We start from the raw sequence: 19,442 nt of genomic DNA on the forward strand, positions 1-19,442 counted from the left end.
ATTGGCGGGGCGCACTGCGTTCCTCCCGCCCTACCCGAATTCGTGCATTTGTCCTCGGCCTATCGAAAATGAGTTTGGATACAACAGCATGCCGTGGCATGCTGTTGTATTTTTCACATTGCCGCCTGTCTGACACTTTTGCGCAGGCGGAGTCGTTCGCTGCGGCCGCGTGCCGACCGGCAAGAGATCGCGTTCCCTCCATTTCCGAGTATTCAATATGCTTGATAGCCTGATCTTTATCGACAGCTTCAATAACCGAATCGTTACCGCGCCGTCGATCGATCCGAACCAGTTGGTGTTGTACCGCGATCCCTATTCCAACCAGTACACCATTCGGCTGCTGGGTATCGACGACGAGCTGCGCTTCGCCCCGGGCACGATCCAGGAGATCCAGTTCGGCGACGGCACGGTGTGGGATCAGTTCGCCATCGACCAGGCGGTGTGGCAGACGCAGCTGCAGCAAGGCACGTCGGGCAACGACTGGCTGTGGGGCACGGAAGGGCAGGACGTGCTGCTGGGCGGCGCGGGCGATGACCAACTGGTGGGCAACGGCGGCAACGACGTGCTCGACGGCGGAACGGGCAACGACAAACTCGATGGTGGCGCTGGCGCGGACACCTATGTGCTCGCCGCCGGCGGCGGCTCCGACACCGTCATGGACGGGGGCGCCTACTGGATGGAACAGAACCGCATCGTCACCGCCCCGACCATCGACCCGGGCCAGGTGATGCTGGTGCGCGAACCCGGCGGCTACGACCAGTACGGCCAGTGGACCGGCGACCAGTACGTGCTGCGCCTGCTGGGTTCGCACGACGAGCTGCGCTTCAACCCCGGCACGATCCAGGAGATCCAGTTCGGCGACGGCACGGTGTGGGACCAGTTCGCCATCGACCAGGCGGTGTGGCAGACGCAGCTGCAGCAAGGCACGTCGGGCAACGACTGGCTGTGGGGTACGGAAGGCCAGGACGTGCTGCTGGGCGGCGCGGGCGATGACCAACTGGTGGGCAATGGCGGCGACGACGTGCTCGATGGCGGCACCGGCAACGACAAACTCGATGGTGGCGCCGGCGCTGACACCTATGTGCTCGCCGCCGGCGGCGGCTCCGACACCGTCGTCGACACCTACGCCTACTGGATGGAACAGAACCGCATCGTCACCGCCCCGACCATCGACCCGGGCCAGGTGATGCTGGTGCGCGAACCCGGCGGCTACGACCAGTACGGCCAGTGGACGGGCGACCAGTACGTGCTGCGCCTGCTGGGTTCGCACGACGAGCTGCGCTTCAACCCCGGCACGATCCAGGAGATCCAGTTCGGCGACGGCACGGTGTGGGACCAGTTCGCAATCGACCAGGCAGTGTGGCAGACGCAGCTGCAGCAAGGCACGTCGGGCAACGACTGGCTGGGGGGCACGGAAGGGCAGGACGTGCTGTTGGGCGGCGCGGGCGACGACCAGCTGCAGGGCAACGGCGGCAACGACGTGCTCGACGGTGGAACGGGCAACGACAAGTTGGACGGCGGCGCCGGCTCGGACACCTACGTGCTCGCCGCCGGCGGAGGCTCCGACACCGTCGTCGACTCCTACTGGATGGAGCAGAACCGCATCGTCACCGCCCCAACCGTCGACCCGAGCAAAGTGATGCTGGTGCGCGAACCCGGCGGCTACGACCAATACGGCCAGTGGACGGGCGACCAGTACGTGCTGCGCCTGCTGGGTTCGCACGACGAGCTGCGCTTCAACCCCGGCACGATCCAGGAGATCCAGTTCGGCGACGGCACGGTGTGGGACCAGTTCGCCATGGACCAGGCAGTGTGGCAGACACAGCTGCAACAGGGCACCTCCGGCAACGACTGGCTGGGGGGCACGGAAGGGCAGGACGTGCTGCTGGGCGGCGCGGGCGACGACCAGCTGCTGGGCAACGGCGGCAATGACGTGCTCGACGGTGGAACGGGCAACGACCACCTCGACGGCGGCGCCGGTTCGGACACCTACGTGCTCGCCGCGGGCGGCGGCTCCGACACCGTCGTCGACACCTACGCCTACTGGATGGAACAGAACCGCATCGTCACCGCCCCGACCGTCGACCCGAGCAAAGTGATGCTCGTGCGCGAACCCGGCGGCTACGACCAATACGGCCAGTGGACGGGCGACCAGTACGTGCTGCGCCTGCTCGGTTCGCACGACGAGCTGCGCTTCAACCCCGGCACGATCCAGGAGATCCAGTTCGGTGACGGCACGGTGTGGAACCAGTTCGCCATCGATCAGGCGGTGTGGCAGACGCAGCTGCAGCAAGGCAGCGCCGACAACGACTGGCTGTGGGGCACGGAAGGTCAGGACGTGCTGCTGGGCGGCGCGGGCGACGACCAGCTGCTGGGCAACGGCGGCAATGACGTGCTCGACGGTGGAACGGGCAACGACCACCTCGACGGCGGCGCCGGCTCGGACACCTACGTGCTCGCCGCGGGCGGCGACTCCGACACCATCGTCGACACCTACGCCTACTGGATGGAGCAGAACCGCATCGTCACCGCCCCGACCGTCGACCCGAGCAAAGTGATGCTGGTGCGCGAACCCGGCGGCTACGACCAGTACGGCCAGTGGACGGGCGACCAGTACGTGCTGCGCCTGCTCGGGTCGCACGACGAACTGCGCTTCTACCCGGGCACGATCCAGGAGATCCAGTTCGGCGACGGCACGGTGTGGGACCAGTTCGCCATCGACCAGGCGGTGTGGCAAACGCAGCTGCAGCAAGGCAGCTCCGGCAACGACTGGCTGGGGGGCACGGAAGGGCAGGACGTGCTGCTGGGCGGCGCGGGCGACGACCAGCTGCTGGGCAACGGCGGCAATGACGTGCTCGACGGTGGAACGGGCAACGACAAGTTGGACGGCGGCGCCGGTTCGGACACCTACGTGCTCGCCGCGGGCGGCGGCTCCGACACCGTCGTCGACACCTACGCCTACTGGATGGAACAGAACCGCATCGTCACCGCCCCGACCGTCGACCCGAGCAAAGTGATGCTCGTGCGCGAACCCGGCGGCTACGACCAATACGGCCAGTGGACGGGCGACCAGTACGTGCTGCGCCTGCTCGGTTCGCACGACGAGCTGCGCTTCAACCCCGGCACGATCCAGGAGATCCAGTTCGGTGACGGCACGGTGTGGAACCAGTTCGCCATCGATCAGGCGGTGTGGCAGACGCAGCTGCAGCAAGGCAGCGCCGACAGCGACTGGCTGTGGGGCACGGAAGGTCAGGACGTGCTGCTGGGCGGCGCGGGCGACGACCAGCTGCTGGGCAACGGCGGCAATGACGTGCTCGACGGTGGAACGGGCAACGACCACCTCGACGGCGGCGCCGGTTCGGACACCTACGTGCTCGCCGCGGGCGGCGGCTCCGACACCATCGTCGACACCTACGCCTACTGGATGGAGCAGAACCGCATCGTCACCGCCCCGACCGTCGACCCGAGCAAAGTGATCCTGGTGCGCGAACCGGGCGGCTACGACCAGTACGGCCAGTGGACGGGTGACCAGTACGTGCTGCGCCTGCTCGGCTCGCATGACGAGCTGCGCTTCGCCCCGGGCACGATCCAGGAGATCCAGTTCGGCGACGGCACGGTGTGGGACCAGTTCGCCATCGACCAGGCGGTGTGGCAGACGCAGCTGCAGCAAGGCACGTCCGGCAACGACTGGCTGTGGGGTACGGAAGGGCAGGACGTGCTGCTGGGCGGCGCAGGCGATGACGAGCTGCAGGGCAGCGGCGGCAACGACGTGCTCGACGGCGGCGCCGGCAACGACAAACTCGATGGTGGCGCCGGCGCGGACACCTACGTGCTCGCCGCCGGCGGTGGCGCTGACACCATTGTCGATGCGTATGCCTCCTGGATGGAACAGAACCGCATCGTCACCGCACCGGACGTCGATCCCGATCAGGTCACGCTGCTGTATCGTCCCGGCTCCTATGATCCGTACATGGGCGGGGCGCAGCCCGAGCAGTATGTCCTGCGCATCGTCGGCTCGACCGACGAGCTGCGTTTTGCGCCCGGTGCGATCCAGGAAATCCAGTTCGGTGACGGTACGGTGTGGAACGCACAAATGATCTCGATGATGGCCGTGACGGACGTCAATGATCCGCCCAACGGAGAGGTCACGATCAGCGGGGCGCCGGTGCAGGGCGAAACGCTCGTTGCATCCAATACCCTGACGGATGCGGACGGTATGAGCGAGGTCCACTATCAGTGGCATGCCGACGGTGTCGCGATCGACGGTGCGATCGAAGATACCTACACCCTGTCGCAGGGTGATGTGGGCAAGACCATCACCGTCACCGCCTCCTACATGGATGGCTTCGGAACGCAGGTGAGCGTGGTCGGCTTCGCGATGGCGCCTGTCGCGAACCTCAACGATCTGCCGAGCGGTGAGGTGCTGGTAATGGGCGAGCCGGTGCAGGGGCAGACCCTGACCGCAATCCACAACCTCGCAGACGCCGACGGACTGGGCGCACTCGGCTACCAGTGGAGTGTGGACGGCGCGGCGGTCGCAGGTGCCAACGAGAGCAGCTACACCCTCAAGCAGGGTGACGTGGGCAAGAGCGTTGCGGTCACCGTGAGTTATGTGGATGGCTTCGGCGCTGCGGAAAGCGTCGCAAGCGCGCCGACGGTTCCGGTCGAGAACATCAACGACCTGCCCACCGGAGAGGTCACGATCGATGGAGTCGTCATGCAGGGCCAGATCCTCACGGCGACCAGCAGCTTGGCCGATGAAGACGGAATCGGGCTGCTCCGCTACCAGTGGAGCGTCGATGGTGCCGCAATCTCCGGCGCGACGGAAAGCAGCTACATGCTTGCCGCAAGTGACGTCGGCAGGAGCATCTCCGTCACGGCCAGCTATGTCGACGGCTTCGGTACGACGGAAAGCGTCAATAGTCTCGCCACGGCCCCGGTGCTGCCCATCCCGAATCTCACCCTGACCGGTGCCGGCGGCAACGATACGCTCTACGGCGATGGCGGTCACGACAGCCTCACCGGCCTTGGCGGGAGCGACACGCTGTACGGGCTCGACGGCAACGACATGCTGGATGGCGGAGCGGGAACGGACAACCTGCTGGGCGGGGAGGGCTCCGACCTGTATGTGATCAACCTCGCGTCGGATCACCTTGCGGCGGAGATCTCCGACACCGGCATGACGGGTACGGACGAAGTCCGCTTCGCGTCGGCATCCGCGAGCACATTGAAGCTCTACGCGTCCGACACCGGCGTCGAGAAGATCGTCGCGGGCACCGGCAGCGGAGCCACAGCAAACACCTCGGGTACGACGGCACTGAATGTCGATGCCTCGGCGGTGCTGAACGGCCTGACGCTGATCGGCAATGCGGGTGCGAACACCCTGACCGGTACCGCCTACAGCGACACGCTCGACGGGGGCGCAGGTGGCGACAGGTTGACCGGCGGATACGGCGACGACACCTACGTCGTGGACAACATCAAGGATGTCGTCTCCGAGGGCAGCGTTTCGGGCGGCTCGGACACGGTGGTGTCGAGCATCGCCTACACCCTGGGCACAAACGTCGAAAATCTCGTGCTGACGGGACAGTCCGGGCTGAGCGGAACGGGCAACTCGCTGGCGAACCGCCTGTCGGGCAGCGACGGTGCGGATACGCTGAAGGGGCTTGCAGGAAACGACGTCCTCCTGGGCGGTGCCGGGAACGACGTGCTGATCGGCGGTCTGGGCATGGACGAGCTGACAGGGGGGGCGGGCGCGGACGTCTTCCGCTTCGAAAGCACCCTGGGCTCGACCAACATCGACACGATCACGGACTTCGACGGCACGAGCGACACGATCCAGCTGGAAAACCTGGTGTTCAAGAAGCTCGCGGCGACCGGCAGCCTCGCAGCTGCGAACTTCGTCGCCAGCGCCACGGGCGAGGCCGCCGATGCCAACGACTACGTGCTTTACAACACGAGCACGGGCGGCCTGTACTACGATGCGGACGGCAATGGAGCGGGCGCGGCCGTTCAGGTGGTGACGCTGACCGGCGCCCCGACCCTTGGCGCCGGGGACTTCATCGTTACGTGATGAGCGGGAAACGGCTCACGGGCTGAATCCGGTCGGCCGGACGTTACCGCGTCCGGCCGATTCCATGCGGTCAGAGCTCCTGCAACGCGGTGGCGATGGCGCTACTTGCAAGCCACCCGGATGGTTGTTCCGCCCGAGTGGCTGCGGTTCAAACTCCCGGCGTCGACACGGTGATTACAAAATGGTCGGCGCTCACGGGACGCGATGATTGTCTCAAGGTACCGAGACCCAGCCCTCAAGCGCCTGATGGGCCGCCTCGTCCAGCGTCTTGGGACCGAAAGGATCGCCGTAGTTGCGATCCTGTCGGTCCTCCAACATCTGGCCGAGCATGCCGAGTCGGTTGGAATAGTCCCATATGCCGCCGCGCACGGCGCTCATGGCCTTGACGTCGAGCGTCTCGATGGCGGGCAGGTTGTGGATGATGAGATGGGTCATGATGGCTCTCCTGAGGCGTGTATCGCGTTTCTGCTGGTAGTGAGCTGGATGTTGCGCTCGCCACTCTTATTGCAGAAAGCGCGCCAGGGGCGCCATAAGCATCTTGAAAGAAGCGTAAGGGCCTGAAAATAAAAATAATGTGAAGGCGCATCGCTTGCGGCGAAGGCGATGTGGGTACCATTGGCGGACGCCAAGCGGTGGGCAATCCCCGACAGGTTCAGGTCAAGTGTTGGGTCTGTCACGTCACGGTTGGGCAGCCGACGCCGCATAAGGCAGGGGAGGGGCTAACGGGTGTCCCCTCGTGTGCTCGCGCGCGTCGGGCGCGTGGCGTCGATATCCCGGGCGGGTGGGCGCGCTCCCGGCGTGCGCAGCCGCGCGGCCGGAAACTCCTCCTGCCACAGGCGCGTGCCCGCGGCGTTCCACGCGGCGATGCGCAGCAACCGCGCGCCGGCCGGCCCGGAGAACTCCAGCGTGCAGAAGTTGCGCTGCGTGACCAGCGTCCCGGGCACCTCGCGCACCGGGAACGGGCGGGGATGCACGCGCGAGGTCAGCGGCGAGCAGGTCAGCTCGGTTAGCGGGTAGGTGCCGGGGCGCTCGCGCTCGGTCAGGTGGGTGTAGTGGATGTCGCCGGAGAGGAAGAACACGCCGTCGATGCGCTCCGCAGCGAGCCAGTCGAGGAACGCGTGGCGCTCGCGCGGGAAGTTGTGCCAGCCCTCGCCGCCGCGCTGCTCGGGCGAGGGGCGGTCGCTGAGCATGCGGCTGCCGTTGGCGACCAGCTTGAAGGTGGCGCGCGAGTCGCGCAGCGCGCCCTTGAGCCACTCGAGCTGCACCGCGCCCAACATCGTCCGCGTCGGGTCCGCGGCGGCATCGTCGTCGCGGTGGTAACGGTCATCGAGCAGGAACAGCTCGACGTCGCCGAGCGGCACCCGGGCGAAGGTCCCGCCGCCGTTGGGCAGTCCGTAGCTGGGGTTCGCCCAGTAGTCCTGGAACAGCTCTAGCGCCGTCGCCTTGAGCGCGAAGTCGCGGTTCGAGTTGTCCGGGCCGTAGTCGTGGTCGTCCCAGATGGCGACGTGCTGGCCGGTGCGCAGCAGCCGCTGCAGCGGCGCGAAGGCGCGCGTGATCGCCCAGCGCCGGTGCATCCGCGCGGCGGCCTCGTCCGCGGGCGCGAGGTCGTCGTCGCGGTAGTAGATGCTGTCGCCGAGCCACAGCATGACGTCGGGTCGCCGTGCGGCGATGGTATCGAAGATCTCGAAGCCGGCGCCGAAGGAGCCCTGCGTGACCGCGTAAGGGGGGTCGGGGACGTAGTTGCACGAGCCGGTGGCGATGACCAGCTCGCGAGGCGCGGTCGGATCCGCGGGCGCGGTGGTGAACGCGGGCACCTCGCCGTGCTCGACCGGGGTTCCGTCGAGCAGCACGCGGTAGGCGTAGCGGGTGGCGGCCTGCAGACCGTCGAGGTCGACGCGCGCGGTGTGGCCGCGCTCCGGGCTGACGGCGACCGGCGCGCTGCGCCGCGCCGCGTCGGGCTGCCCGTGCGGCCAGTACTCGAGCTGCACCTGCGCGGGGGCGTCGGTCATCAGCCACACGCCGACGCGCGCGGCCGTCGCCGGGCCGGCCATCGGGCCGCCGGCCAGGGTGGCCGCGCTGGCGCCGGCCGCGTTCAGCGCCAGCAGCAGCCAGGGTAGCGCCAGGAGGCGCAGTACGCGCCACCCAGGCGTGGAACGGCGAACGTCCCGAACGACATTGCGCAACAGGCCGATATGGCGGATCAGCAGGTCATTGTCCCCGCGCTGCAGGGCATTGACCGTGAAAAACAACCAGGTGCCGCCGGGATGCCAGGCGCGTCGATAGTCGGGCATGCCATCATGTTGCGCGGAACGCCATGGCGGCGCAATGCCCTTCGGTTCCTGCACCCTACGGGATTGCCGTCGCGGCCGATCACAAAGCGCCACCGAAGTCGCGTATTTTCGAGTGGCTGAGTTGGGACGAGAATGGCCGATTGCGGCAAGGTGATCTGCAGTTCGCTGTCACGCGTCAGGCAAGCTTTTCACCGGTACTGCGCGTAAGCTCGCGCAGCGCGGTGCATTCACAGGTTCGCCTTTAACGCCATGACTACAATGATCCGGCCCGAGACAGCATTGGACGAGGAGGCAATCGAGCAAGTCACTCGACGGGCTTTTCTCTCTCATCCTTACAGCCATCAAACCGAGCAGTTCATCATCCGCGCCCTGCGGGCGGATCACGCACTGTCGGTATCTCTGGTCGCCGAAGAGGCCGGCCGCGTCGTGGGGCACATTGCGCTGTCGCCAGTAAGTGTCAGTGATGGTGCTGCCGGCTGGTATGGACTTGGGCCGATTTCGGTCGAGCCGGAGCGGCAAGGCCGTGGTATCGGGCGGGCGCTGATGGAAAGGGGGCTTGCCGAGCTCCGCAGGATCGGCGCGAACGGGTGTGTGCTCGTCGGTGATTCGGCGTTCTACACTCGTTTCGGGTTTGCGAGCAATCCGGCGCTCGTGCTTGAGGGCGTTCCGCCCGAGTACTTTCTTGCGCTGTCTTTGGGCACTGCTTCCGCTCTTGGCAATGTCCGGTTCCATCCGGCATTTCAGGCCACGAGCTGACCCAACACTCCATCGGGCTTCCACGGCTACGTCACGCTGCCCGACCTGCCGGGCATCGGCTTCGAGGGCAAGGCGGACCTGTATCGCGAGATGCAGAAACTGTCGGCCAGATCGCCGCGGCCCCGGTTGGGATCTTCGCTGCGTCGCTCGGCGGGTGAGGCTTTGGCCGACCTGGGAACTCGCGCCTACGCCAATCCGGCGTCCTCAAGCACCGGCTTCCAGCACCTATTCACGATCTTCCTGAACCCGGTCCCCTTCGGATGCAACTCGTTCGCCCAGTCCTTCGGTCCAAGCGTACCGCGGCTGTCCACGAGGAGCAGGTGGTTGGGGTCCCCTGGCGTGATCGCGGCGAGCATGTCGTGGAATGCGTCAATGAGGTATCTGACGCAGTCTTGCCGGAGTGCTTCCGGAACGTTGGCGGCGACGAGTGCGGGCTTGAGCCAACCGTCGGAACCGAACACGCCCCGTCCGTCGGGATTCGTGTAGTCGTAGCTGTGCATGACGATCTTGCAGTCAAGCGAGGTGTGGGTGTAGATGCGGCCGATCAGCGTGCGGTAGTGCTGATCCATCCGCAGGAGGAATCCTGAGAGGCCGCTATCGCCCGAGCGGAAACATTCCTCGGCGGACTGCGCGTCGGTACAGTCGAGATTCAGAAGCGGGCGCATGTCGTTGAGTCCCGCGAAATCGTTTCCGCCGCCGCTGATGAACGCCGCAGAAAGGCTCGATCCATAGAGACGCAGGGCGTCATTGACGCTTCGCTTGTACTTGCCTTCGACGTAGTCGAACGCCTCCGCGCCGTTCATACCCTTCGCAAGGATCACGTGTTCCTTCGTGTCGACCAGCGGGGCGAGATAGCTGGTGAGGCTTCCTCCCGGGAAGGGATACCAGAACCATGAGTCGCCGATCGCCAGAATCGTCGGTATGACGCCTGCGTTTCGCATTGCCCCTTCGTCCCAGTAGATGCTCATGATGGCTCATCCTCTTCTTGGTCTGGCACTGCAGCAACAGACGGTGCGTCATGCCTGCGCATGATCGCGCGCATGGAGCTTCACGACGGTCTACCGGGCGAATGCGTTCGTTGACGACCGGCCTTCTTACGCCCATTGGAACCTGCTCGAAATGAGAGAACAACGGGCCGCACGACGCTGTGCTGCATGCTATGCAATCAAGGTGATCGCCTGTCGTATGTCAAGGTCGTCAAAAGGAAAAGGGCGACAAGCCCAACGTAGAAAGGGACCAGCGCCAGACGCCGCCCGAAGCAGTACCAGTTCGGGCGAACCGACGTTGGGCAGGATGGATGTACTCGGGTTGACTCGGTGTGGAATGGCATCTATCCAGAATGACGCCGTTCAGGAAGGAGTGCGATCATGTTTCACACGCAATCACGCTCAACAAGATCGGCAGTCCTGCGAGCGGCGGCCCTCGGCTTGACGGTACTGGCAACCGGCTTGTGGTCCGGCGCGATATACGCACAGACGCCGATCAGCGACGTGAGCTCGAACCCGGACGGCGGCGATGCGACCGATCCGCTCGCGGTGACGCAATGCAACGGCGCGCCGCAACTGGGTGTCCTCTATCGCAATAGCGAGAGCGAGCCGCACCTCGCGGTCAACCCGCTCGACCCGGCGAACATGATCGCCGGGTGGCACCAGGACCGCTGGAGCTCCGGCGGCGCGCAGAGCCTGGGGGCGGCGTACACGACCGACGGCGGCGTGTCATGGACGCAGGTGGTGATCCCGTTCACGCGCTGTTCCGGGGCGGCGCCGCGCTCTGCGGGCGATTACGAGCGCGGCTCGGATCCGTGGATCAGCTTCGGCCCGACCGGCACGGCGCATTACATGGCGCTGGTCACCGACAGGTCGGTCAACGCGAACGCGATGGTCACCGCGCGTTCGACCGACGGCGGTAACACCTGGTCGGCACCAGTGGCGATCGCACGCATGCCCGCACAGGATCCCGTCTTGCGTTCGCTGTTTCACGACAAGAACACCCTCACCGCCGACCCGTTCGACGAGCGGCTCGTCTATGCGACCTGGACCTTGTTCCGCACCGGGATCACGTCGCTCGTGTTCGCGCGCTCAACGGACGGCGGACTGACGTGGTCCAAGCCGGCGCCGATCGCGACGATGGGCGGGGGAGTCGGGAGTTCCGAGAAGACCGTATTCCGCCAAGGCGCGCAGATCGTCGTGCTTCCTGACGGAACGCTGGTTAACGCGTTCTTCCGCATACTGTTCGATGACGCCACTGGGCGCGTAACCAACGAGCAGGCGATCCTGCGCTCGACCGACAAGGGGCGGCACTGGACGCGCCTGGACACGCGGGTCGCGCCGTTCGAGAGCGCGTCGGCGGTCGATCCCGAGCTTGGTATTCCGGTGCGCGACGCGGGCGGATTGCCGAGCATCGCGGTCAATCCCGGTACCGGCGAAATCTATATCGCGTGGCAGGACCGCAACGCCAATAGCGCGGGGCTCGTGGGCGCCTTCGTCGCGCGCTCCAACGATGGCGGCCTGACGTGGTCGGCGCCGGTGCGCGTCAATCAGGGCACGACGGATGATGCCCAGGCGTTCCTGCCGATCGTCGCGGTCAGTGCGGACAGCACCGTGGGCGTGCTCTTCTACGATTTCCGCAACGACGTGTCCGGCGATGCGCCGTTGAGCACCGACGTGTTCCTGTCGCTGTTCTCGCATGAACTGGTCTTCATCGACGAGCGCCGGCTGACGGCCAGCTCATTCGACATGCGTCAGATGGCGATCACCGGCCCGCGCGGCTTCTTCCCCGGCGACTACGTCGGGCTCGCCAGCGCCGGCGGTGATTTCGTCGCGGCATTCACGAGGAGCAACAACCTCGGTCTGCCGGTGGTATTCCCGCAAAACGAGAACGGCTTGTTCCTCGACACCCACAACCGCCAGGACATCGTGTTCGTGCGCGAGACGCCGTAAGCGGCGAACGCTGCCGGAAAGGGCTTGTACCGGCAGCTCGCGCCGTCGGTGCGGCTTGGAATGCGCTATGCCAGTTTCGCGGCAGCCTGATGAATGGCGGCGCGAATCCGCGGATACGTGCCGCAGCGGCACAGGGTGCATTCCATCGCCGCATCGATCTCCGCATCCGTCGGATGGGGGGATTTCTTCAGCAGTGCGCAGGCACTCATCAGCTGACCGCTCTGGCAATATCCGCACTGCACGACATCGACCGCCATGAAGGCCAGGCGCAGCGCGTCGGCTTCACGTCCGGCCAGACCCTCGATGGTCGTGATCGAATGTCCTTCCGCGAGTGCGTCGGCGATTGTCGTCGTGCAGGCGCGAACCGGCATGCCATCGAGGTGTATCGTGCAGGCGCCGCAAATCCCGACGCCACACCCGTACTTGGTGCCGGTCAGCTTCAACTCGGCACGCAGCACCCACAATAGCGGTGTATCCGCTTCGGCTTCGACGTCGGTTGTCTTACCGTTGATGAGCAGTCTGGGCATGGCAATTCCACTCGGGGGCGGGTTTGAACCGGAGCGGCAGCGATCGCAGGCGCTGCCCGGTCAATGCAAACAGGGCATTGGCCAATGCGGGGGCGACGGGCGGTGTCGCGGCTTCGCCGACGCCTGCCGGCGCTTCGGTACTGGGCATGATCTCCGTTTCGATCTCCGGGCAATCGACGATGCGCACGATGTGCTGGTCGCCAAACGTGCTTTGCCTTACGCGGCCGTTTTCGATCGCGATTTCGCCGAAAAGCGCGGCGCTGAGGCCGAAAATGATCCCGCCTTCGACCTGCTGACGGATCAGGTTGGGATTGACCGGAAAGCCGCAGTCGATGACGCACGCCACGCGGTGGACCCGGATCTGCTGGTTCGTGTCGAGCGATGCTTCGATCACCTGGGCGACGATGCTGCCGAAGCTCTCGTGCAGTGCGACACCATGGGCCCTTTGCGGGCCGCTTGGTGCGCGAGCCGGCGGTGTCCGCCAATTTCCCAGCGCGGCCGCGCGTTCGAGCACTGCGCGATGCCGGGGATGGCGCTTCAGCAGTGCGAGACGGAAATCCACCGGATCCTGACCGGTCGCCGCAGCGGCCTCGTCGAGAAAGGATTCCGTGAAAAAGGCGTGGTGCGAGTGCCCCACGGAACGCCAGAAGCCGATCGGCACCGGTAACTCGACCTGCTCGTGAGCGACGCGCACGTTCGGTAATTCATAGGGCAGATCGAAGGCGCCTTCCGAGGTCGTCTTGTCGCGGAACGGCCAGGGCAGGCCATACGTGCGTTCGAGCACTTGGGGAATGATCGACTGGCTGGCCGAGACGTTGCGCCATGCTGTCAGCCGGCCGTTGGCGTCGAAGCCGGCCTTCAGGCGCGATACGCACGCCGGGCGGTAGAAGTCGTGGGTCGTGTCCTCCGCGCGTGACCACAGTGTCTGCACCGGAAGACCGATCGCTTCGCGGGCGATTGCCGCCGCCTGGGCGATGAAATCCACTTCGAGGCGGCGCCCGAAGCCGCAGCCGAGCAGCATGACCTTGATGTCGACCTTGCCGGCCGGAATCCCGAGGACCCGGGCGACCGCATGCCGGGCCATCGTCGGCACCTGCGTCGATACCCATACGGTTGCCGAGTCGTTGTCGACCCGGACAGTGCAGTTCATCGGCTCCATCGTCATGTGGGCGAGGTATGGCGCGCGATATTCGGCCTCGATGTGCTTCGCAGCACCGGCCAGCGCACGCTCGACGTCGCCAGTCCGGTGGTACGTTCGGCCGTCGGCCTCATCGAGCGCCTGCGACAACTTCTGCAAGAGATCGACGCTGTTCACGCCGGCCATTGCGCCTTCGTTCCAGGTGATCGATACCGCTTCGAGAGCCGTGATCGCACGCCACGGGCTGTCTGCGATCACGGCGACGCCGGCGGTGCCGCCGTGGTAGCCATCGACCGGGACGACCTTGCGCACGCCCGGAAGGTCGGTCGCGCGTGCAGCGTCGACGCTTGCAACCGTGCCGCCGAGCACGGGACACATGCGCACGCTGGCGTACAGCAGCCCCTCGGGCAAGGCGTCGATCCCGAAGGCCGCGCTGCCGTCGAGCTTGCTCGGGCCTTCGATGCGCGCCAGCGGCTTGCCGATCAGCGTGAAGTCCTCGAGGGACTTGAGCGGAGGATGCTCCGGCAACGCTTGGCGTGCAGCCGCTCCGGCCAGCTCGCCGAACCCGGTGGATCGTCCCGAAGCATGGATGACCCGGCCGGACGATGCGCGGAACTCGCCAACTGGCACCCGCCACTGCTCGGCTGCCGCCGCAATCAGCATGTGGCGTGCAGCTGCGCCCGCTTCACGCATCGGCAGCCAGAGATCCTTCATGCTCGAGGATCCGCCCGTCGCCATGATCCCGAACTCGCGTGCGATCTTTGCGGTCATCCAGTCCGCAGCGCGCTTCACGGTGCCCTGATCGTCGGGCCGGAAAGGCAGGCTTTCGACGACGGCGGTGATGTTGTTGTAGATCGCGTCGATGGGCGCCATCTCGATGCGTACGCTCGACCAGTCCGCATCCATTTCGTCGGCCAGCAGCATCGCCAGCGAGGTCATGACGCCCTGGCCCATCTCGCTTCTGGTCATCATGATGGTCACGGTCCCGTCCGGCGCGACCTTGACCCAGCCGTTCATGGCCGTCTCGCCGCGGGAGCTCGCCAGCGGCTGCGAGGAGACCATCCGCTGCCGTGGCGGCAGCACGGACCAGCCCACGACCAGGGCGCCCAATGCCCCGGCTGTTCCGAGAATGAAGCGGCGTCTGCTTACCATGCGGCCATCTCCGTCTTGGATGGGACGAATTGCGCTCGCTACGTTCCTTCGCCACGGGAACTCACTATTGATAGATGGCGCCCGGCAGCGGGTCAAGGCGGTTTGCCCGCCGGTCCGGGGGAGGGAATGCGGACAGACCCCGAAGAAAGCGGGGACGGACCCTGACAAGCGCCCTCAGCCGCCGCTCACCACGCCGACTTCCGGCTCGCCGGGCTGTCCGCGTGCGTGCTCAGGTATTCCCGCAGGTGTTCGATGAAGAAGGACACCTTGGCCGACAGGTTGAGCCGCTCCAGATACACGGCGTAGATGTCGGCCGGGGGCGTTTCGTAGTCGGCGAGCACCTGTTCCAGCCGGCCGCTGCGCAGGTACTTGGCGACGTCCCACTCGGCGCGCATCAGGATGCCCAGCCCGTCGAGCGCCCAGTTCAGCGCGACCTCGCCATCGTTGGTGCTGAGCTTGCCATGCACCTTGATCGCCTCGCCCTGCTTGCCGCGCGCGAGGCGCCATACGCCGTAGGCCGATTCATTCTGCCGCAGCACGATGCACTGGTGGCGGGCGAGATCAGCCGGCACTTCGGGCCTGCCGTGCGCGCGCAGATAGAGGGGCGATGCGCACAGCAGGCGGCGGTTCGAGGCGATCTTTTTTGCGATGAGGCGTGAGTCGGGAATCTCGCCGAAGCGGATGGCGACGTCGATCGCCTCGTCGGGCAGGCCCACCGGGCGGTCGGTGAGCTGCAGCTGCACTTCGACGTCGGGGTAACGTTTGCTGAAGCGTGAGATCGCCGGGCCGATATAGGAGCGGCCAAAGCCGAGGGGGGCGTTCACGCGCAGCAGCCCCTTGGGCACCGCCCGGCTGCCGGACACCCGGTTCTCCATTTCGGCGATGTCGCCGAGGATGCGCTGGGCGTTGGTGAAGTACACCTCGCCTTCGTTGGTGAGGCTCAGGCGGCGCGTCGTGCGGTTCAGCAGGCGCACCCCGAGTCGTTCTTCGAGCTGGGCCAGCCGCTTCGTGACCGCCGGCGGCGTCAGGTTCATCTCGCGCGCGGTCGCGGCGAGGCTTCCCATCTTGACCAGCAGGCAGAAGAAGGCGAGCTCGGAGTTTGGATTCATGGCGCGCTCCCTCGGGTTCAGTGCCGGTTGATTATTAACCTGCAGGAAGCAATGTATTAACTTCTGCTCGATTCTAGCAAGAATCAACGCCCTTACTCTCCTCCTCGCGTTCAAGCCCAGCAGGGAGCGATAGCCCAGCCGCGGAAGACGGTCAGCTCGTTCGCCCAAGCAAGTCCTATCGGAGGAGATATGTTCAAACGATTAATTAGTAAGTTGTACGTGCAGGTGCTCGTCGGCGTCACGGCCGGCGTGTTGCTGGGCATTTTCTACCCGCAGCTCGGTGCCGACCTGAAGCCGATCGGCGATGCCTTCATCAAGCTGATCAAGATGGTGTTCGCGCCGATCATCTTCGCGACCGTCGTGCTCGGCATCGCGAAGATGGAAAGCATGAAGGAGCTGGGCCGGGTCGGCGTGCGCGCGCTGATCTACTTCGAGATCCTGTCGACCTTCGCGCTGGCGCTCGGGCTGATCGTGGTCAACGTGGTTCAGCCGGGCTCGGGGATGAACATCGACCCGGCGACCCTCGACGCGAAGAGCATCGCGAACTACACGGCGTCCGCCGCAAAATCGATGACCTTCGTCGAGTTCATGCTGAACATGATCCCGGCTAGCCTCGCCGAAGCTTTCGTCAAGAACGAGATCCTGCAGATCCTGGTGTTCTCGTCGCTGTTCGGCGTCGCGCTGTCGCGCCTCGGCCAGCGCGGCAAGCCGGTCGTTGATTTCCTCGAGTCCTTCTCGCACGGCATGTTCGACATCGTCGGCATGGTGATGCGCGTCGCCCCGCTCGCCGCATTCGGCGCGATGGCCTTCACGGTCGGCAAGTACGGCCTCGGCTCGATCGCCTCGCTCGGCAAGCTGATGGCGAGCATGTACCTGACCTGCTTCCTGTTCGTCGCGGTCGTGCTCGGCGGGATCTCGCGGATGTGCGGCTTCAGCCTGTGGAAGTTCCTCAAGTACATCCGCGAGGAACTCTTCACAGTGCTCGGCACCAGCTCGTCCGAATCGGTGGTGCCGCAGCTGATGAAGAAGCTCGAGAACGTCGGCGTGCCGAAGCCGGTCGTGGGCCTCGTCGTCCCGTCGGGCCTGACCTTCAACCCCGATGGCCAGTGCATCTACTACACGATGGCCGCGATCTTCATCGCCCAGGCGACCGACACACCGCTGACGATGGTCGATCAGCTCGTGATCCTCGGCGTGCTGATGCTGACCTCGAAGGGCTCGGCGGGTGTGACCGGCTCCGGTTTCATCACCCTGGCCGCGACCCTCGCGTCGATGGGCAAGATCCCCGTCGCCGGCATGGTGCTACTCCTCGGTGTCGATCGCTTCATGTCCGAAGCCCGTGCGATCACCAACACGATCGGCAACGCCGTCGGGACGATGGCGATCGCGAAATGGGTCGGCGACCTCGATGATGCCCGCGTCAAGGAAGTCCTGGACGGCAAGGTTGAGGAACGCCGCGAAACGCCGGAAGCCACTCTCCCCGAATTTGCCGACCGCACCGCAGTGCAGGCGAAAGCCGCCTGACAGAGCGGCGAACCATCCGCGGGTGAGCATCATCGTGGCGCCCGCGGAAAGCAGTCCCCCAACCGATTACCAACGGAGCAACATCATGGATAAGGAAGTCGCAGTTCAGTCCCTGACCGACACGATGGCCAAGTTCACGTCCTACATCGGCAAGCGCCTGCCGACCGACGTGAAGCAGAAACTGGCCGATCTTCGCACCCTCGAGACCAACCCGCTCGCCAAGTCGATCTACGACTCGATGGCCGAGAACCAGGAAGCCGCCGACAAGCTCGACCGCCCGAGCTGCCAGGACACCGGCGTGATCCAGTACTTCATCTCGGCGGGCGCGAAGTTCCCGCTCTTGGGCGAACTGGAAGAGATCCTGCAGAACGCGACGCTGGGCGCGACGAAGATCGGCCCGCTGCGCCACAACGCGGTCGAGACCTTCGACGAGAAGAACACCGGCACCAACACCGGCTCGAAGATTCCCTGGCTGGACTGGGAAATCGTGCCGGACTCGGACTGCGCGACGATCGACGTCTACATGGCGGGCGGCGGCTGCACGCTGCCGGGCAAGGCGACGGTGCTGATGCCGGGCCAGGGCTACGAAGGCGTCACCGAGTTCGTGTTCGACGTCATCACCTCGCGCGGCGTGAATGCCTGCCCGCCGCTCTTGGTCGGCGTGGGTGTGTCGACGTCGGTTGAGACCGCGGCGCGGCTTTCGAAGCGCGCGATCCTGCGGCCGGTGAATTCGAAGAACCCCAACGCGAACGCCGCGCTGATGGAAGAGCTGCTCGAAGAGGGCCTCAACGAAGTCGGCATCGGCCCTCAGGGCCTCACCGGCAACAACAGCGTGATGGGCGTGAACATCGAGTCATCGGCGCGCCACCCCTCGACGATCGGCGTGGCCGTCTCGACCGGTTGCTGGGCGCACCGCCGCGGCAAGATCCGCTTCAACGCCGACCTGTCCTATGAAGTCCTGTCCCACGAAGGAGTGGTGCTGTGAAAAAGATTCTGCAAACCCCGATCCGCGACGAAGACCTCGAGAGCCTGAATGTCGGCGATGTCGTGTATCTCACCGGCCACCTCGTCACCTGCCGCGACGTTGCGCACCGCCGCCTGATCGAGCAGAAGCGCGAGCTGCCGGTGGATCTCAAGGGCGGCGCGATCTTCCATGCCGGCCCGATCGTGCGCAAGAAGGACGACGGCAAGTTCGAGATGGTGTCGATCGGCCCGACCACCAGCATGCGCATGGAGAAGTTCGAGCGCGAGTTCATCAAGCAGACGGGCGTGAAGCTGATCGTCGGCAAGGGTGGCATGGGACCGGAAACAGCGGCGGGCTGCCAGGAAGGCAAGGCCGTGCATGCGATCTTTCCGGGCGGCTGCGCGGTGCTGGCGGCGACCAAGGTCGAGGAGATCGAGCGCGCCGAGTGGCAGGACCTGGGGATGCCGGAGACGCTATGGGTCAATCGCGTCAGGGAGTTCGGGCCGTTGATCATCTCGATCGACACCAAGGGCAAGAACCTGATCGAGCAGAACAAGGCGCGCTTCAACGAGAAGAAGGCGCCGGTGATGGAAAGGATCTTCAGCCAGGTGCGTTTCATCAAGTAAGCGGTGCGTTGCCACGACGCGGGCGGGGCGATGAGCGATCCCGCCTGCGTCGTGCTCGCCGACCTGCAGTTTTATCGTGTGACAGTATTGACTAAGGTCAGGAGGAAATTGTATCGTTTCACAAACAAACTGTTTGATATCAACCAATGAGCCAAGGCTATCGCTCTCCCGCAGAAAACGACGACCGGGGACTTCGACTTATCGAAGCCGAGGCGCGTGTGGTCGCCATCGAAGGGCAGGTCGCCTGGCTTCAGCCCGAGCACCGCAGCGGCTGCGGCGCGTGTGCAGCGGCCTCGCTGTGCGGGGCCGCGACGCTTGCGCGCGCGGCGGGGGGCGGCAGGGC

13 protein-coding genes are annotated in these 19,442 nt (G+C 65.5%); 7 read left to right on the top strand and 6 right to left on the bottom strand.

Annotation, left to right across the window (positions count from 1 at the left end):
- The first annotated feature begins 217 nt into the window (after positions 1-217).
- Entirely contained in the window at positions 218-6,073 is a 5,856-nt protein-coding gene (locus tag GPA27_RS20465; RefSeq protein ID WP_169142335.1) for a calcium-binding protein, read from the top strand.
- A 213-nt stretch (positions 6,074-6,286) separates the two neighbouring features.
- Here GPA27_RS20465 and GPA27_RS20470 read toward each other — a convergent pair whose 3' ends face one another.
- Together GPA27_RS20470 and GPA27_RS20475 are read right to left on the bottom strand one after the other, a co-directional pair.
- Positions 6,287-6,508: a hypothetical protein gene (locus GPA27_RS20470; RefSeq protein ID WP_169142336.1), complete on the bottom strand. Its 222-nt coding sequence runs from the start codon at positions 6,506-6,508 to the stop codon at positions 6,287-6,289.
- A 284-nt stretch (positions 6,509-6,792) separates the two neighbouring features.
- On the bottom strand, positions 6,793-8,364 hold the full coding sequence (locus tag GPA27_RS20475; protein ID WP_246261298.1) for an alkaline phosphatase D family protein: 1,572 nt from the start codon (positions 8,362-8,364) through the stop codon (positions 6,793-6,795).
- A gap of 258 nt (positions 8,365-8,622) precedes the next feature.
- Here GPA27_RS20475 and GPA27_RS20480 point away from each other — a divergent pair, with 258 nt between their 5' ends.
- Positions 8,623-9,120 carry a GNAT family N-acetyltransferase gene (locus tag GPA27_RS20480; protein WP_256223056.1) on the top strand — a complete coding sequence of 166 codons (498 nt, stop codon included), beginning with the start codon at positions 8,623-8,625 and terminating at the stop codon, positions 9,118-9,120.
- A 185-nt stretch (positions 9,121-9,305) separates the two neighbouring features.
- Here the strand turns inward: GPA27_RS20480 and GPA27_RS20485 are convergent, their stop codons facing one another.
- Positions 9,306-10,088: an SGNH/GDSL hydrolase family protein gene (locus tag GPA27_RS20485; RefSeq protein WP_169142338.1), complete on the bottom strand. Its 783-nt coding sequence runs from the start codon at positions 10,086-10,088 to the stop codon at positions 9,306-9,308.
- Positions 10,089-10,547: 459 nt separating this feature from the next.
- Here GPA27_RS20485 and GPA27_RS20490 point away from each other — a divergent pair, with 459 nt between their 5' ends.
- Positions 10,548-12,059 (top strand): sialidase family protein, encoded by a 1,512-nt coding sequence (locus GPA27_RS20490; protein WP_169142339.1) that lies wholly within the window; start codon positions 10,548-10,550, stop codon positions 12,057-12,059.
- Positions 12,060-12,124: 65 nt separating this feature from the next.
- Here the strand turns inward: GPA27_RS20490 and GPA27_RS20495 are convergent, their stop codons facing one another.
- From GPA27_RS20495 to GPA27_RS20505, 3 genes are all read right to left on the bottom strand, one after another.
- On the bottom strand, positions 12,125-12,586 hold the full coding sequence (locus GPA27_RS20495; protein ID WP_169142340.1) for a (2Fe-2S)-binding protein: 462 nt from the start codon (positions 12,584-12,586) through the stop codon (positions 12,125-12,127).
- Positions 12,561-14,876 carry a xanthine dehydrogenase family protein molybdopterin-binding subunit gene (locus GPA27_RS20500; protein WP_169142341.1) on the bottom strand — a complete coding sequence of 772 codons (2,316 nt, stop codon included), beginning with the start codon at positions 14,874-14,876 and terminating at the stop codon, positions 12,561-12,563. The genes GPA27_RS20495 and GPA27_RS20500 overlap by 26 nt, the downstream gene beginning before the upstream one ends.
- A gap of 185 nt (positions 14,877-15,061) precedes the next feature.
- Positions 15,062-15,985 carry a LysR family transcriptional regulator gene (locus GPA27_RS20505; protein ID WP_169142342.1) on the bottom strand — a complete coding sequence of 308 codons (924 nt, stop codon included), beginning with the start codon at positions 15,983-15,985 and terminating at the stop codon, positions 15,062-15,064.
- A 189-nt stretch (positions 15,986-16,174) separates the two neighbouring features.
- Between GPA27_RS20505 and GPA27_RS20510 the strand changes: the two genes are divergently transcribed.
- The 4 genes from GPA27_RS20510 to GPA27_RS20525 all read left to right on the top strand — a co-directional run.
- Entirely contained in the window at positions 16,175-17,509 is a 1,335-nt protein-coding gene (locus tag GPA27_RS20510) for a dicarboxylate/amino acid:cation symporter (protein ID WP_169142343.1), read from the top strand.
- Between the two features lie 85 nt (positions 17,510-17,594).
- Positions 17,595-18,494, top strand: a complete 900-nt coding sequence (gene ttdA / locus GPA27_RS20515) for a L(+)-tartrate dehydratase subunit alpha (protein ID WP_169142344.1) — start codon at positions 17,595-17,597, stop codon at positions 18,492-18,494.
- Positions 18,491-19,099 carry a L(+)-tartrate dehydratase subunit beta gene (gene ttdB / locus GPA27_RS20520; protein WP_169142345.1) on the top strand — a complete coding sequence of 203 codons (609 nt, stop codon included), beginning with the start codon at positions 18,491-18,493 and terminating at the stop codon, positions 19,097-19,099. The genes ttdA and ttdB overlap by 4 nt, the downstream gene beginning before the upstream one ends.
- Before the next feature lie 146 nt (positions 19,100-19,245).
- On the top strand, positions 19,246-19,442 hold a 197-nt coding region (locus tag GPA27_RS20525), incomplete at its 3' end, for a SoxR reducing system RseC family protein (RefSeq protein WP_211165140.1).

Origin of the sequence: Aromatoleum toluolicum (assembly GCF_012911005.2) — a bacterium.
Taxonomy (GTDB): domain Bacteria; phylum Pseudomonadota; class Gammaproteobacteria; order Burkholderiales; family Rhodocyclaceae; genus Aromatoleum; species Aromatoleum toluolicum.

Bases quoted from the DNA above. Each gene is read 5' to 3' on its own strand.
- GPA27_RS20480 (WP_256223056.1), top strand. From the start codon at position 8,623: ATGATCCGGCCCGAGACAGCATTGGACGAGGAGGCAATCGAGCAAGTC.
- ttdA (WP_169142344.1), top strand. From the start codon at position 17,595: ATGGATAAGGAAGTCGCAGTTCAGTCCCTGACCGACACGATGGCCAAG.
- GPA27_RS20500 (WP_169142341.1), bottom strand. From the start codon at position 14,876: ATGGTAAGCAGACGCCGCTTCATTCTCGGAACAGCCGGGGCATTGGGC.
- GPA27_RS20495 (WP_169142340.1), bottom strand. From the start codon at position 12,586: ATGCCCAGACTGCTCATCAACGGTAAGACAACCGACGTCGAAGCCGAA.
- GPA27_RS20505 (WP_169142342.1), bottom strand. From the start codon at position 15,985: ATGAATCCAAACTCCGAGCTCGCCTTCTTCTGCCTGCTGGTCAAGATG.
- GPA27_RS20475 (WP_246261298.1), bottom strand. From the start codon at position 8,364: ATGCCCGACTATCGACGCGCCTGGCATCCCGGCGGCACCTGGTTGTTT.
- GPA27_RS20470 (WP_169142336.1), bottom strand. From the start codon at position 6,508: ATGACCCATCTCATCATCCACAACCTGCCCGCCATCGAGACGCTCGAC.
- GPA27_RS20485 (WP_169142338.1), bottom strand. From the start codon at position 10,088: ATGAGCATCTACTGGGACGAAGGGGCAATGCGAAACGCAGGCGTCATA.
- GPA27_RS20510 (WP_169142343.1), top strand. From the start codon at position 16,175: ATGTTCAAACGATTAATTAGTAAGTTGTACGTGCAGGTGCTCGTCGGC.
- GPA27_RS20465 (WP_169142335.1), top strand. From the start codon at position 218: ATGCTTGATAGCCTGATCTTTATCGACAGCTTCAATAACCGAATCGTT.